Consider the following 13,543-nt stretch of genomic DNA (forward strand, 5'->3'; position numbering starts at 1 on the left):
AGAGCTTGTCTAAAGTGAAAGGAAGTTCACGCTCTGTGTCGGAATCAAAAGATCGCCTCGATTCGAAAACGAGAAGAGATGAAATCGCGGAGGCGGCCCTTCGCCTCGTCAACCGGGATGGCCTGAAGAAACTCAGCCTGAGCCGCCTTGCGGCGGAAGTGGGGGTGGTGCCGTCGGCCCTCTACCGGCACTATCCCAACAAGGACGCCATCCTGGATGCGGTGCTGGAGCTGATTCGGGACCGATTGACTGAGCACGTGGAGAGGGTGCGAAAGGAGCACTTTTCGGCCCTTTCGCGCCTGGACGCGCTCCTCGCCCGCCACGTGCAAATGATCACCTCGCAGCAGGCCATTCCTCGGATCCTTTTCAGCGAGGAGATCGTGGGAGACGCGGAGGAGCGGCGGGGCCGACTGGCGGAGGTGATCCACGAGCACGTCATGCGGCTCGCGTCTCTCGTGGCCGAAGGCCAGGCGGGCGGGGAAATCCGGCCGGACGTGAGCCCGGAATCGGCAGCGGTCATGTTTCTGGGGATCGTGCAGCCGGCGGCCATCTTGTGGCACGCCAGTGGAGGCCGCTTCGACCTGACGGAACATGCCCGAACCGCGTGGAACCTTTACCGGGAGTGCCTCACGGCGAAAAGCTGAGTGCAGCGGAGGAAAGGAGGGCGGAGATGAGGCGTTGGGTCAAGGCCTTGCTTTGGATCAGCGTGGGCATCGTGTTGGGGTTTCCGCTCTTTTCCATGACCTACTACACCATGGTGCGCACCTCCACCCCGCAGTTTTGCGCGTCCTGCCACGAGATCCGGTTCGCTTACAACACCTGGAAGACGTCCACCCATACCAACAACGCCCAGGGCTTCGTGGCCGACTGCATGGACTGTCACCTGCCGGCGCCCCACGACACGGTGGAGTTTTTCTACGCCAAAACCATGCACGGCATCAAAGACATCTTCGTCCACTTCACGGAAGGGCCCGACGCCTACGATCACGCCAAGGCCCGGGAAGCCGCCTATGCTTCCTTCAAGAACGACCAGTGCCAAAAATGCCATCGAAACATTCTGTATCTGCCGCAAAAGCGCGGCGCCATGCTGGCCCACCGGTCGGTGCTCTACCCCAGGCCGGGCTACGAAAAGCGGTGCGTGGACTGCCACCGCAACCTGGTGCATGTGGCCCGGGATCGTTTCGCCTACAAGCAACTGGAAGGAAATTATAGGGGATTGGGAATGTAGTTTTTCTTGAGCCGTGTTGGTCGCAAGGGGGGACGGGTCATGAAGAAGAGACGAGACTTTTCACGGATGTGGCTGATGGTCGTCGTGATGGCCGGCTTGGGTGTGGCGGCCGTCGCCTGGGCCCAGACGGCGGTGAACTCGCCCAAGGCCAAGGAATTTCGCATCGAGCGAAGCATGCCCAAGGAGGCCGTGGCCTGCATCGATTGCCATCGGCGGGAAAGCCCCGGAATCTTCGCCGACTGGGCCCACAGTCGTCATGCCAGCGCCAACATCACCTGCCTGGACTGCCATCAGGCCGAGGAATTCGACCCGGACGTGAGCCAGGAGCACTACAAGCAGTATGAACGCTCCGACGTGCCCTACGGGACCAAGGAATACCGGGTGCCGGTGGCCGCCGTGGTGACCCCCAAGGACTGCTCCCGCTGCCATCCCGACGAGGCCAAGCAGTACAGCCGCAGCAAGCACGCCAACACCCAGGAGATCATCTGGAAGATCGACCCGTGGCTGAAGCTGGGGACGAACAGCGACACGGAGCGGGAGGCCGGCTGCTTCCACTGCCACGGAACGGTGCTTCGCATGAAGGACGGCAAACTGGATCCGGCCACCTGGCCCAACGTGGGCGTGGGCCGCGTCAACCTGGACGGCAGCAAGGGGAGCTGCACCAGCTGCCACACCCGGCACCGGTTTTCGGTGATGGAAGCGCGCAAGCCCGAGGCCTGCGGCCAGTGCCACCTGGGTCCCGACCACCCGCAGATCGAAATCTACATGGAATCCAAACACGGGGACATCTACACGGCCTTCGGAGATGAATACAACTGGAACGCCGCTCCGGGCACCTGGACCCCGGGCGTGGACTTCCGCGGTCCCACCTGCGCATCGTGTCACATGAGCGGCGCCGGCACGGTGCTCACCACCCACGACGTGACCGAGCGCCTCTCCTGGGAGCTCCAGGCGCCGCTCACCGTTCGGCCGTCGGAATTCAAGCCCTTGCCCGCCCAGACCAACTGGGAGGTGGAGCGCGAGAAGATGAAGGTCATCTGCATGCAGTGCCACGGCAAGACCTGGGTTCAGGATCACTACGTGAAGCTGGACAAGGTGATCCAGGAGTACAACGACGTCTACTTCAAGCCGGCCAAGGCCATGCTGGACGAACTGTACGGCAAAGGGCTCTTGGATAAGTCGAGGTTCTTCGACGAGCGGCTGGAGGTGGAATACTACGAGCTGTGGCACCACGAGGGGCGGCGGGCGCGCATGGGTGCCGCCATGATGGCGCCCGACTATTCCTGGTGGCACGGCTTCTACGAGTGCAAGAAGCGCTACAACAACTTCATGGAAGAGGCGCGCCACCTGGTGGAGACCAACCAGAAGGCCTACAAGGCCACCGATTATCCCAACGCCACCGGAAACACCGAACCTCCCAAGGAGGTTTTCGGAAAGTCGGAATGAACCCCTTTGTAGGGGCGGGCTTTATGCCCGCCCTTCAGGGCTCACGCAAAGACGCAAAGGCACAAAGAAAGCATCATGATCAGAAATGAGGGAGTGGGACATCTTGTTGTGAAAACAACCTTGGCTTGGGTCTCTTGTGTGGGAGCGGCGAAAGCCGCGATGAGGGCGGCCGACCATGCAACGGGCGGGCGGTGACTCACGAACATTAATCAACATTAGGATACCCTCTTTCGCCCCGTAGGATCTCCGTCAAACGCCCTCCCTCGAAGCGGAGGATGTGGATGAAGTCGGTGGGGCCGAAGTTGTAGATCCAGTCCTCCAGAATCTTCTTGTCGTAACCCCACGGGGTTCGGATCTTGCGCTCCCCCACATACTGCTCGTAGAGGGGCGGTCCGCACTTGGCCAGCACGTCCACCTTGAGGTCCCCGATCCGCACCATGTCGACCCGCACAGCGCAGGGCAAAGACGGAATCTTGCGCACGTGCTGAAAGGGCGCCGGATAGGGACAGGGTCAGAAGCAGTACCAGGGCGATCCGCCGGAAACCGGCGCTACAGCGCGCATCGAAATTCTGTGCGAGTATCATGTCAAGACCTCTTCGAGCGTCTCCCGGAAGGGCTGCAGGTCCAGGGGCTGCACATCAATGGGGATTTGAACCAGATCGTAAAAAGCGAGGATCTCTTCGTCTTTCAACGGATTCACTCCGGGATCCAGCAGCAGGATCCGGTCGTAGCGCCCGAGTTGGATGCGTACGTCCACCTCGTTCCAACCCATGGCCTCCATGATGCCGTGCCAGGCGCGCACCCAGCCCGGCGTCATGATCATCGTGCGATTTCGTTCCAACTCCTGGGTCCGCTCCCGACAGAACGCTTCGATGCAGTTCTTTACCGGTGATAGGGGCACGCCGAAACGAGCTGCAAGCCGTGCCAGCTCCGGATGGCAGCCGACGCCGTAGAGTAGGCGGACCTCGCCGCCCGCCGCGGCGGCCTCGCTCAAAGCTCTGCTGAGGGTTTTTTCCAACAAATCCAAGTCGGCGTGCAGACCGGCTTCGACCCACACCACCTCCAGCTTTTCGTCCCAAGGGAGACAGGCTTTCAGTTCATCCTCAAAAACCCTACAGGCAATGAGCACCTTCATGAGGTGGCACCTCCAATCCAGTGCACCACATCCTTTTTCCGCGGCGGTGCCGGCGGCGCCTGGTTCGGGAAGCCGATGGGGATGATGGAGACAAGCTCTCGTCCCTCCATGCCGAGCAAGGCATTGATTTCCTCTTCCATGTACTTGGGGCCCGTCATCCAACAGGTGCCGAGGCCCTTCTCGTAGGCCGCCAGGAGCAGGTTCTGAATGAGCGCTGCGGCGCTCAGCAGCCGGTTGAAACGGTCGAATTCTTGATGGTAACGGCCCTTGGGATCGGCCGAGGGTTGGATTTCCCTGCGACTTTCCGGAACATAAACGAGAATCACCGCTGGAGCTCCCCCCAGGTTCTTGAAGACCTGCAGGGAGATTTTGATGATTTTTTCCGAAAACAGTTCCTGCAGATGAGGCAGGATATGCTCCTGAGAGCGGGATACCACCTCGAGCAGCCGATCCCGCATCTCTCCCTGGACGACCACGATTTCCCAGTCCTGCCGGTTCATCCCCGAAGGGGCCCAGAGAGCCAGATCGATCACCTCGCGCAAGATATCCTGAGGAATCTCGCGTTCCTCATACTGACGGATACTGCGCCGTTCGCGAATGGCACGTCCCAGTTCCATCGTTCCCTCCTTTGGACTCGTCCGAAAATAGTTTGCTCCCAGGTGGTGTCTTCTCCTTCGTGGTTCAGGTTTGATACGGGCGCTATCCCAGAAGGTTAGGCAATTCAAGAAGATTGGCAATTGTAAAATGCGGCTTGCCGGGAAGCCGCTCCTTGCTCTGGCCGAAGCGATTCACCCAAGTCACCTTGAATCCAAATGCAGCTGCGCCGTGGGCGTCCCAGGCGTTGGATGACAGAAAAACGATTTGCTCAGGCCGGATTCCCAAGCCGTCGACAGCGATCTGGTAGACTCTAAAATCGGGCTTAAAGATGCCCACTTCCTCCACGGAAAAGTTCTTTTCGATGAATTGTTCAATGTTCGAGTTTTTCACCGCCGCCTCCAGCATCGCCGGCGTACCGTTCGACAGAATGGCCAACCTGAAACCACCATCTTTGAGCATGGAAAGGACCTCCGGTACCTCGGGATAACAATCCAGCTTCAGGTAGGCCTCCATGAGGTCTGCGCGAAGCTCCGGATCGTTGATGCCGTGCCTGTCCAAGGCAAAATCCAGAGCGTCTTGAGTGACTTTCCAAAAATCTGCATGAAGCCCCATCAGACTGCGAATCCAGGTGTACTCCAGTTGCTTCGTGCGCCAGAGCAGAGAGATCTGGTCTGCACGGCCTCCCAGTCGATGCTGATGTTTTCCGATGGCGGAATGGACGTCAAAAAGCGTTCCATAGGCGTCAAACACGCATGCCTGGATGCCCTCCAGAGCGTCACTTGCGGGCATGGGATCCCCCTTTCAGGTACGGGACGGACTGAAAACGACCACCTGAATTTGGATCCTACGGCTTTTCGGAGGTTCGTAGGATCATCCCAGGACCTTTCTCACAAATGCCTTGGCATTTGCCACGTCGTCCTCGTTTGGATGTCCGGTCATTTGTTTGACCATATCCGCCCATTGCTGATCAGACATGTTTAACTTCTTTTGCACTGCCGCGTGCATGGATTCGGTCAGCGCCCCCTGGCAGTCAAAGCAACCCACATACTCGATGCCCTTTTCCTTGCAGGCTGTCTTAAAGGGTTCGGTGAACCCCTCCATATCCTGCTCCGGATAGGCGGGGGCGAAATGGGTGATGAAACCCGCCAATTTCTGGCCCGAGCTTGGCTTTAGCAGGGCCAAACAGTCTCTTACCTGTGCGGCCAATCCGCCGGAATGGAGTGGGGATCCGATGAACAGGACATCGTAGCCCGCCGCTTCATCGGGGGTGATATCCTCTAGTTTCTTCAAATCTGCCTGATTCTCTTTGGAAGCTTCCTCATAGATAGCTTTGGCGATCTTCTCCGTGTTTCCGGTTTGACTGAAATAAGTGATTAGCACTTTCATGGCTCTACCTCCTAGTCTTGGGCCCATGATCATCTCAGCCTGGTCTGTGCCGACACCAAATACGGGGCGCTGCCGGTCGTTCGGCAGCTGGTCGAAAGGTGTGCCGATTAAGACCGGCTGCCGTCCGTCTGTTTCATCTTTTCCTGAAACCCCTCGACGGGCGCTCCCAGGGCGTCAGCCATGCGATCCATGAAATTGAAGAGCGAAGCCACGGCGATCGCTTCGAAAAGCTCCTCATCGGTACAGCCCTGGTCACGGAGTTCCTGCAGAGTCCCTTCCCAGATCTTATAGGAATTGCGGGTGACGGTTTCGGCAAGATGAAGAAGCCGCTTGGTCTTGTCATCAATCAGAGAGGAGCCGTCAATGTTTTCCAGGACGCTCTGCACCTGCTCCTGCGTGAAACCTTGCGCCATCACCATGGCGCTGTGCGCATCCGTTCAGTACGCGCAGGAATTCAGCCTGGAAACATGGGCGGCGATGAGTTCCTTGGTGCTTCTCGGCAACGCATGGGTTTCGATCATCAAGCGGTTGACATACTGAACGATAGGTTCCAACAGATCGGGGCGAATGCTTTGTGCCACGAAGATCTTAGGCACGGTCTGAAACATCGTTTGCAGCCTCTCATAGCTCTTCTGCAATTGACCATCTGCGTGTTCCGGTTCCGTGACCTTCAAAAAATAGCTCATGGTCCCTCCTCCTGCCTTGGACTTGTGGGTGTTTCGGAAAACGGGGCTACATCAGCATCTGCTTTTGCAGCCGAGCTCGGATTTCCAAGCCCAATGTCTTGGCCTGCTGCCAGGTTTCCCGCTGGTCTTCGACTTGGCAGAACATGTCCGGCGTCACCTGGGTACCTTCGCCGAATACCCAGGGAAGGGCGCTCATCGGGCAGGTATCGCCGAATCCGCAGACCATGCACTCGGAGTTGCCGATGGCCTTCAACCGGCCCAAGACTTCCATGCCCTCAAGGCTCAGGGCGTGAGCGATTTGGGCGCTGGCCTCTTCCAGCCCGGGCACCCCGCGTCCGATACCGGTGGTGACGACCACGGCGAGTTTCCCTCGGTTCAGGCCGTTTTGGTGACGAAGGGAAAAGAGCCGCTCCAGAAAGGCTTTGGTAAAACCATCGACCGCGCCGTAGGGGGAGTATCCTCCGACGACAAGGGCCCCCGAATGACGAACCTTTTCAGCAAGTTCCTGGAAATCGTCCTTGGGCTTACAGATGTTGTCTTTCTTGCAACCGAGGCAACCGATGCATGGGCGGACATGGATCTTGCTGAGTTTGACGAACTCTGACCGAAGGCCGCTGCTGTCAAGTACGGCCTGGACCAGGCGGTCCGTGTTGCTGTTCTTGATGGGACTGCCGGAGATGCCGAGAATCTGAGGTCTCATAGTCTTTGCTCCTTGTGACCGTAGTTAAGTTGATCGTACTATAACCGTTGATCATGGAGCGGTTGGTAGCGGGTGCTACATCATCGGAAAAATCTATTGAATAAACGTCGTCCTCGCGGGTGGAAGATGCAATGCCGTGATTCGTGCAAGCGGTCACGATGACGAGTTGCGATAACCGAGGTTGAGAGTCCAGCAACTTCAAGCCGCCAAGAGACTTACGTGAAGAGGGACTGGCAACGGTCCGGGGGGCTGCCATGGGATGTGTGTGCGAAGAATTGCTCGGCAAGGATGTGCCCGTTAGTCCCGAGTGCATCGGCAACCTTTGGCTCTTTAGAAACTTGGAGCAGGAGGACGTTCTGGCGCTGGTTTCGGCGGCGGAGCGTCGGATTTACCAGGCGCGCGAGGTGATTTTCCACCAGGGAGATCCGGCACACCGCATGTTCTTGATCAAGGCCGGGCGGGTCAAGCTTTCCAAGGTGCACGAAGACGGCCATGAAATCACGCTGGACATGCGTAAGCCGGGCGATTTTCTCGGCGAGCAGATGCTTTCCGAAGAAACCGATTACCCCGTGAGTGCCGTCTGCATGGAGCGCACTCTGATCTGCGGGTTTACCCGGGAGCGCTTCGAGGCCCTGGTGCGTGAGCGCCCCAACATCGGGCTTCAGGTGATTCGAAACTTGAGCGAGAGGATCCATCTCCTGACGGATCGTGCGGAGAGTCTGTCCCTTTCGAACCTGGAAGACCGTCTCTACCGGATCCTGGTCGCCGTGGCCAAAGAGCACGGAAGGCGCACGGCCAGGGGGTACGCCATCCATTTCCCGCTGACCCACGAGGAGCTGAGTTTCCTTGTGGGAGCGCACCGGGTGAGCATCACGCGGGCCATGGGAAAGCTTCGCGAAACCGGCCGGATCTCCAGAGAAGGGCGAACACTCCTGATCTGCGAAGAGCCTTGGTCCTAGAGCCTTGTGTGGAAATGCCGGGAGTCATCGCATTTCTCGTAGCGCAGCCCTTTGGGTCTGCGGAAGGATCCCCGGATGTCGGATGGCCCATCGGGTATCGCCTGTCAGTTCAATGGGTTATGATGGTCTTTTTTCCGCTGGGCTTAAGCTCCGCGGCTACGAAAGAGGTCAGACTCCTCAGCGGTTCCATAAACCGTCACTCCCGAGCAAGCGGGAGTCCATAGGTTTCCGGAAATCCTGGATCCCCGCTCCCCGTTCAAGCCGGGGACAAGCTTCGCGGGGATGACGGATGGAGACAAAACGAGGCAAAGAACCCATTCTCGGACGGGCTCCTAGAGCCTTCCTCGCGGTTCTTCCCTGGAAGCACGCAGGTCCCCATCCGGCACCTTCCCCGAACGTCGCCTTGGAATCTTCCTGTCGGGAGCCAACCGCCCGCCCAGCTGAAGAATTCCCGCTTCAGATCCGCTTTCCTCGATGCCAGGCCAGGATTCGGGTGAGGATCTTTTTCATCCGCGGCGTGAGCCGGGATCGGTTGTAAAGATCGCCCACCTTGCGCAGGGCTTCGCCCACGGTGGGGTAGGGGTGGATGGCGGAGGCCAGGCCCTTGAGGCCGATCCGGTGGGTCATGGCCAGGCTCAGCTCTCCGATCATGTCTCCTGCGTTGGGTGCCACGATGGTGGCTCCCACGATCCGGTCGGTTCCCTTACGAACATGAACGCGAACCAACCCTTCTGCCCGGCCTTCCAGGACGGCCCGGTCCACATGGGAAAGGGGCAGGGTGAAGGCCTGAACCTCCCAGCCGCGGGCCCGGGCGTCCCTTTCATAGAGGCCCACATGGGCGATTTCCGGATCCGTGTAGGTGCACCAGGGGATGGTGAGTCCGCTCGCCTTGGCCCGGCCCCAGAAAAGGGCGTTTTGGATGACGATGCGCGCCATGAAATCGGCCGCGTGGGTGAACTGGTAGGGGGAACAGACGTCGCCGGCCGCGTAGATCCTCGGATTCGTGGTCCTTAGATGATCGTCCACGACGACGCCCTTGGGCGTGGCGGCCACCCCCACGCGGTCCAGGTCCAATCCTTCCAGATTGGGAGCCCTCCCCACCGCCACCAGAACCCGGTCCACCTGCACCCGGGTCGTGCCGCCGTGGGAATGAAGTTCCATGAGCACGGAACCGCTCTCACCCGGCTCCAGGACCAGGTCCCGCCCGCAGCAAAGGAGTTCCACACCGTCCTCTTCCATGACCTTCCAGACGATGGAGGATGCGTCCGGGTCCTCCCGGGGGAGGATCCCGTGCATGGCTTCCACCAGGAAAACCTTGGACCCGAAGCGGGCGAAGGCCTGGGACATCTCGCAGCCGATGGGGCCGGCCCCAACGATGCCGAAGCGCCGGGGAAGTTCGGTGAGAGAAAAGAGCGTCTCGTTGGTGAGGTAGGGCACCCGGTCCAGGCCGGGGATGGCCGGAGCGGCGGCCCGAGCTCCGGTGGCGATCACGGCCTTCTGAAACCGGAGCCGCGTTCCGTCCACATCCACCGTTTCCGAATCCACGAAGCGGGCGTTTCCGAAAAAGACGTCTACGCCCAGTTCCGTGAGGCGCCGGGCGGAATCGTTGGGGGCGACGGATGCCCGCAGGCGGCGCATGCGCTCCATGACCCTTGGAAAGTCCACCCGGGCCCCTTCCGGCACATGGATCCCGAAGCGGTGAGCATCCCGGACCGCGGCGGCGGCGCGGGAGGCCGCCAGAAGCGCCTTGGAAGGCACGCAACCCACATTGAGGCAGTCTCCGCCGAGAAGGTGCCTTTCCACCAGGGCCACCTTGGCTCCCAGTCCTGCGGCCCCTGCGGCGGTCACCAGCCCTGCGGTCCCCGCCCCGATGACCACCAGGTTGTAGCGGGATGCGGGCTTTGGGTTCTTCCAGTGCGCGGGGCCAACGAGGGCGGCCAGCTCCCGGTTCGCCTCATCCCACGGCTCCAACACCGCCGACCTTTCTTCCGGGTCTCTCATCTTCTCCGTCCTCGATTCTTGATGTGAAAGAGAACCGCGAATGAACGCGTATGGACGCAAATGGAAATGACCGGTGCGGTGGGCCCGGCTCATCGCGCCTTGCGGCGCTCCCACAGGCCCGCCAGCGCCGCGGTGCAGGTTCTTTCATCCGATGCGGGGTGGGAATTCCGCCATCACCATTTTCGGCCCCTCACTCCTCACTCCTTACTCCTTACCCATCCCCCATCACTCATCACCCATCACTCATCAGTCCTCTCACGCCGAAAGGCCCTGGCCGGCGCGTCCGTTGAGGCTCCTGAGCACCGGGCATCGGGCGCCCGAGCATTCCCGGTTTTTCGCCTGCTGTCGGCACTTGAGGGTGTGATCCGCGCAGAGTTGTCGATCCAGGATGCGGCCGGAGAGCTGGGCGGCCTTTCTGAGGGCGATCCAGGAGTCCCTTTGGCAGCATCGGGCGGCGTCCAGGGAGGCGATGTCCGCCAGGGCCTCTTGGGTCGCCTGCTGGGCCAGGCGCCGTTCCGGTCCCTTGACCGGATTGGCTTCCAGGAGGATCGAAAAGGCGATCCCGACACCCACGGCCGCTCCGCAGCAGCCCATGAACCCGCAGGAACCTCCCGGAACGCGGGAACCGCGGCGAAGGGCGGAGCGGATGGTCTCCTCGTCCACCGGTGCGCCGGCATTGCGATACGCGGCCACCACCACGGCGGGCACCAGGGCGTGGTGTTCGGGCCCGTGAACCGGCATGGCCGGATGGCGGCGGATTTTGTCCATGAGGGCGATGAGGTCGGTTTCCGTGGAAGAAAGGCAGAGGTGCTCGATCACCGCGAGAGCGTCCCGGGAATGACAGGCGTCGCAGACGAAGTGGTCCTTGACGCACCGGGCCGACGAAAGGAAGCGGCCTTCGCAGTAGATGCACGTTTGCAGGGCTTCCGAAGATTCGTAGGAAAGCGGCTCGCCGCAGACCATGCAGCCGGAACGGCGCCGGAGCGGGATGCTTTGGCCGGTCTTTCGGCCGGATGGACCCGGAACGCGCAACGTGGGCGGAGCGGGATCCGCGGCCGGCTGGTCATCCGGCGCGGCGCAGGCGCAGCAGCTTTCGCCTTCCCGGTTCGTCACGGCGCCTGCATCGTCCAGGATCCACAGCTGGTCTTCCAGGATCCGGACTTCCCATCGCGGGATGCGGTGGATCGGTCCGGGAGTGAGCACGGTTCCCCCGAAGGTTTGGACGGCCGCAAAGGGTCCCGGATAGAGGACGGGGACGGCGTCCACGGCGGTTTCTTTCCGAGCCTCGAAAGTGAGGCTGTAAAACCGGTGGCCGCGAACCGTGCGGTAGGGAAACCTCTTGAGGAAGCGAACCGCCCGGAAGCCGGATTCTTCCAGTATCCCCGCCAGGTCCCGTTGGGTGAGCGCGCCGCCGATGCATTCTCCGTGGAGCACGGGATCGTTTCGGATGGCCGGATCCGGGTCCTCGTCGCAGACCACGTCGGAGACCACCAGGCGACCGCCGGGGCGGAGGATGCGGTGGATCTCCCGGAAGGCGCGGCGCTTGTCGCCGGAAAGGTTGAGCACGCAGTTGGAAAGCACCACGTCCGCGGTGTGATCGTCCAGGGGAAGGTCTTCCAGGAGGGAATGGAGGAAGGTCATGTTGTCGTAGCCCAGCCGCTCGGCCGTGGCGCGGGCTCCAGCCCGGGCGCGTTTCAACATGGCTTCCAGCATGTCGATCCCGATCACGCGACCGTCCGGTCCCACCTGCTTGGCCGCCATGAAGCATTCCACACCGCTTCCGCAGCCCAGATCCACCACGGTCTCGCCCTCTTGAAGCGCCGCATCCACCACGGGACTGCCGCACCCGTAGCCGCGAAACCGGTATTGCTCCGGGATGTGGGCCGTCCATTCCTCGGGATAGGTCACCGGATTGAGGATGTCCAACTTGGGACGGGCCGCGGCGTCGGAATAGAAGTCCCGTACCACGGAAAGGCTCGACGGGGAGGCGAGAGCCAGCAGGCAATTGGAATGGACGAAGGAAACGCCGTGCTCTCCGCTTCCGCAGCTCTGAAGGATGTCCCCCATCTTGAGGCGAAGGGCCGGTCGGGTGGTGGCGACGGACTGGGGGGCGCGGCGGGCGATGAGCCAGAGCGCCAGGTTCCGATAGAGATCCTGATAAGGATCGGCTCCCACGAACCGGCCTGCGGCCAGGTAGCTGTGATCGGGATCACCTCCCCCCAGAATAAAGCGCAGCGGATCCTCGAGCCGAGCGGCGGTTTGTCGCCGGATCTGCTCGAAGACGGGGCTGTCCTTCCAGGCCCTTTCCAGACCCCGGGGCCAGGGCACGGCCAGTTCGGGGACGTCCACCAGGGCCGCGGAAGGATAGAGGTTTCCGTCGGGGCCCAGGGCCAGGGATTCCCAGGCCGCGCCGCCCCCGTCGTAGCGGGTTCCCGGCGGGGAAAAGACCTGGGAAGCCAGCGACTGCACGTTGTCCACCGAGACGCCCGAATCTTCGGCGCGTTCGGCGGCGCAGCGCACCGCGTCCAACAGTTCGTCGGGAGGCACGAATTCCTTTGAAACGGCACGCCCCCGCACGAAGTACCACATGAAGTGGATGTTGGACGCGCCCGCGTCCCGTGCCGCATCCGCCATGTGGGGCACATCGGCCAGGTTGGAGCGGGTGGGGCACATGGAAAGGGTGAAGGGAATTCCCATGCGGGAGAGCGCCCGGAGTTCCCGCAGGGTTCTCTCAAACGTTCCCCTGCCGCGCACGGCGTCGTGGCTTTCTTCCAGCCCGTCCAGGCTCACCTGCAGATGGAGCCGTTGGGGATCCCACGGGAGCCTTTCCAGGACGGACCGAGCGGCCAGGCCGTTGGTGAGCACCGCCACGTGGGCGTCGGGAAGGGCCAGCAGGCCTTGGAGGATGCGGTGGATGTGGGGGTGAACGAAGGGCTCGCCGCCGGTGAGGGCAAAGAGCCGGCATCCCAGTTCATGCGCCTGGCGGGCGGATTCCAGCACCCGGTCCGCCGGCAGCTCCCGGGCCCGGGTGGGCGAGGAGGCGAAAAGACAATGCAGGCACGCCAGGTTGCACCGGTCGGTGAGATGGATCCAGAATTCCTTCAGACGATGCGGTTTGAGTATCTCCGCTCGACCCGCATAGCGGGACGGGGACGACTCGGGAAGCCGCCGCCAGAAGCGGGCCGCGTCGTGGCTCAGGGGAATGTCGGGCTTTCTCAAGGCCTCTTGAAGAAGGCGATCTCCCGTCTCGTTGGGGACGAACCAGCAGGGGGGATCCGGTCGAACGTAGATGGGTGTGGCTTCCCAGTCCATCCGCACCCACTCTCGTGGATCAAAGGGCATGGTGAACTCCTCGCTTCCGTTCCGTGCACGAATTACCTCGTTCAGAGGGCTCCCTTCGGCGTC

14 protein-coding genes are annotated in these 13,543 nt (G+C 61.4%); 4 read left to right on the forward strand and 10 right to left on the reverse strand.

All coding sequences use genetic code 11. The features are described from left to right. Nucleotides 1-35: 35 nt before the first annotated feature. From BUB04_RS01245 to BUB04_RS01255, 3 genes are all read left to right on the forward strand, one after another. A complete protein-coding gene (locus tag BUB04_RS01245) occupies nucleotides 36-644 on the forward strand; it encodes a TetR/AcrR family transcriptional regulator (protein ID WP_073036190.1) in 609 nt (202 codons plus the stop codon). Nucleotides 645-670: 26 nt separating this feature from the next. Further along, a complete protein-coding gene (locus BUB04_RS01250; RefSeq protein ID WP_073036192.1) occupies nucleotides 671-1,228 on the forward strand; it encodes a NapC/NirT family cytochrome c in 558 nt (185 codons plus the stop codon). Between the two features lie 87 nt (nucleotides 1,229-1,315). Then, nucleotides 1,316-2,674 carry a multiheme c-type cytochrome gene (locus BUB04_RS01255; protein WP_353743173.1) on the forward strand — a complete coding sequence of 453 codons (1,359 nt, stop codon included), beginning with the start codon at nucleotides 1,316-1,318 and terminating at the stop codon, nucleotides 2,672-2,674. Nucleotides 2,675-2,879: 205 nt separating this feature from the next. On the opposite strand, the gene BUB04_RS01260 is transcribed toward BUB04_RS01255, so the two are convergent. From BUB04_RS01260 to BUB04_RS01295, 8 genes are all read right to left on the reverse strand, one after another. Further along, on the reverse strand, nucleotides 2,880-3,113 hold the full coding sequence (locus tag BUB04_RS01260; RefSeq protein WP_073036196.1) for a DUF2845 domain-containing protein: 234 nt from the start codon (nucleotides 3,111-3,113) through the stop codon (nucleotides 2,880-2,882). Nucleotides 3,114-3,254: 141 nt separating this feature from the next. Next, nucleotides 3,255-3,809: a DUF1638 domain-containing protein gene (locus tag BUB04_RS01265; RefSeq protein ID WP_073036198.1), complete on the reverse strand. Its 555-nt coding sequence runs from the start codon at nucleotides 3,807-3,809 to the stop codon at nucleotides 3,255-3,257. Beyond that, on the reverse strand, nucleotides 3,806-4,426 hold the full coding sequence (locus tag BUB04_RS01270) for a nitroreductase family protein (protein ID WP_073036200.1): 621 nt from the start codon (nucleotides 4,424-4,426) through the stop codon (nucleotides 3,806-3,808). Before BUB04_RS01270 ends, BUB04_RS01265 begins: the two co-directional genes overlap by 4 nt. Nucleotides 4,427-4,508: 82 nt before the next feature. Continuing rightward, on the reverse strand, nucleotides 4,509-5,195 hold the full coding sequence (locus tag BUB04_RS01275) for a haloacid dehalogenase type II (RefSeq protein WP_073036201.1): 687 nt from the start codon (nucleotides 5,193-5,195) through the stop codon (nucleotides 4,509-4,511). Between the two features lie 81 nt (nucleotides 5,196-5,276). Next, nucleotides 5,277-5,792: a flavodoxin family protein gene (locus BUB04_RS01280; RefSeq protein ID WP_073036203.1), complete on the reverse strand. Its 516-nt coding sequence runs from the start codon at nucleotides 5,790-5,792 to the stop codon at nucleotides 5,277-5,279. A 107-nt stretch (nucleotides 5,793-5,899) separates the two neighbouring features. Further along, the gene (locus BUB04_RS01285; protein WP_073036205.1) at nucleotides 5,900-6,211 is read right to left on the reverse strand and encodes a carboxymuconolactone decarboxylase family protein; all 312 of its coding nucleotides are present in this window, start codon (nucleotides 6,209-6,211) and stop codon (nucleotides 5,900-5,902) included. A gap of 18 nt (nucleotides 6,212-6,229) precedes the next feature. Continuing rightward, entirely contained in the window at nucleotides 6,230-6,478 is a 249-nt protein-coding gene (locus BUB04_RS01290) for a carboxymuconolactone decarboxylase family protein (protein WP_073036206.1), read from the reverse strand. A gap of 46 nt (nucleotides 6,479-6,524) precedes the next feature. After that, nucleotides 6,525-7,178: a flavodoxin family protein gene (locus BUB04_RS01295; protein ID WP_073036208.1), complete on the reverse strand. Its 654-nt coding sequence runs from the start codon at nucleotides 7,176-7,178 to the stop codon at nucleotides 6,525-6,527. Between the two features lie 254 nt (nucleotides 7,179-7,432). On the opposite strand from BUB04_RS01295, the gene BUB04_RS01300 reads away from it, so the two are divergent. Next, entirely contained in the window at nucleotides 7,433-8,137 is a 705-nt protein-coding gene (locus tag BUB04_RS01300; protein WP_073036211.1) for a Crp/Fnr family transcriptional regulator, read from the forward strand. A 456-nt stretch (nucleotides 8,138-8,593) separates the two neighbouring features. Here the strand turns inward: BUB04_RS01300 and BUB04_RS01305 are convergent, their stop codons facing one another. Both BUB04_RS01305 and BUB04_RS01310 read right to left on the reverse strand, forming a co-directional pair. Beyond that, nucleotides 8,594-10,138, reverse strand: coding sequence for a mercuric reductase (locus tag BUB04_RS01305; protein ID WP_073036213.1), 1,545 nt, complete (start codon nucleotides 10,136-10,138; stop codon nucleotides 8,594-8,596). 255 nt (nucleotides 10,139-10,393) lie between these two features. After that, nucleotides 10,394-13,480 (reverse strand): DUF5714 domain-containing protein, encoded by a 3,087-nt coding sequence (locus BUB04_RS01310; RefSeq protein WP_073036215.1) that lies wholly within the window; start codon nucleotides 13,478-13,480, stop codon nucleotides 10,394-10,396. Between the last annotated feature and the right edge of the window lie 63 nt (nucleotides 13,481-13,543).

Origin of the sequence: Desulfacinum infernum DSM 9756 (assembly GCF_900129305.1) — a bacterium.
Taxonomy (GTDB): Bacteria; Desulfobacterota; Syntrophobacteria; order Syntrophobacterales; family DSM-9756; genus Desulfacinum; species Desulfacinum infernum.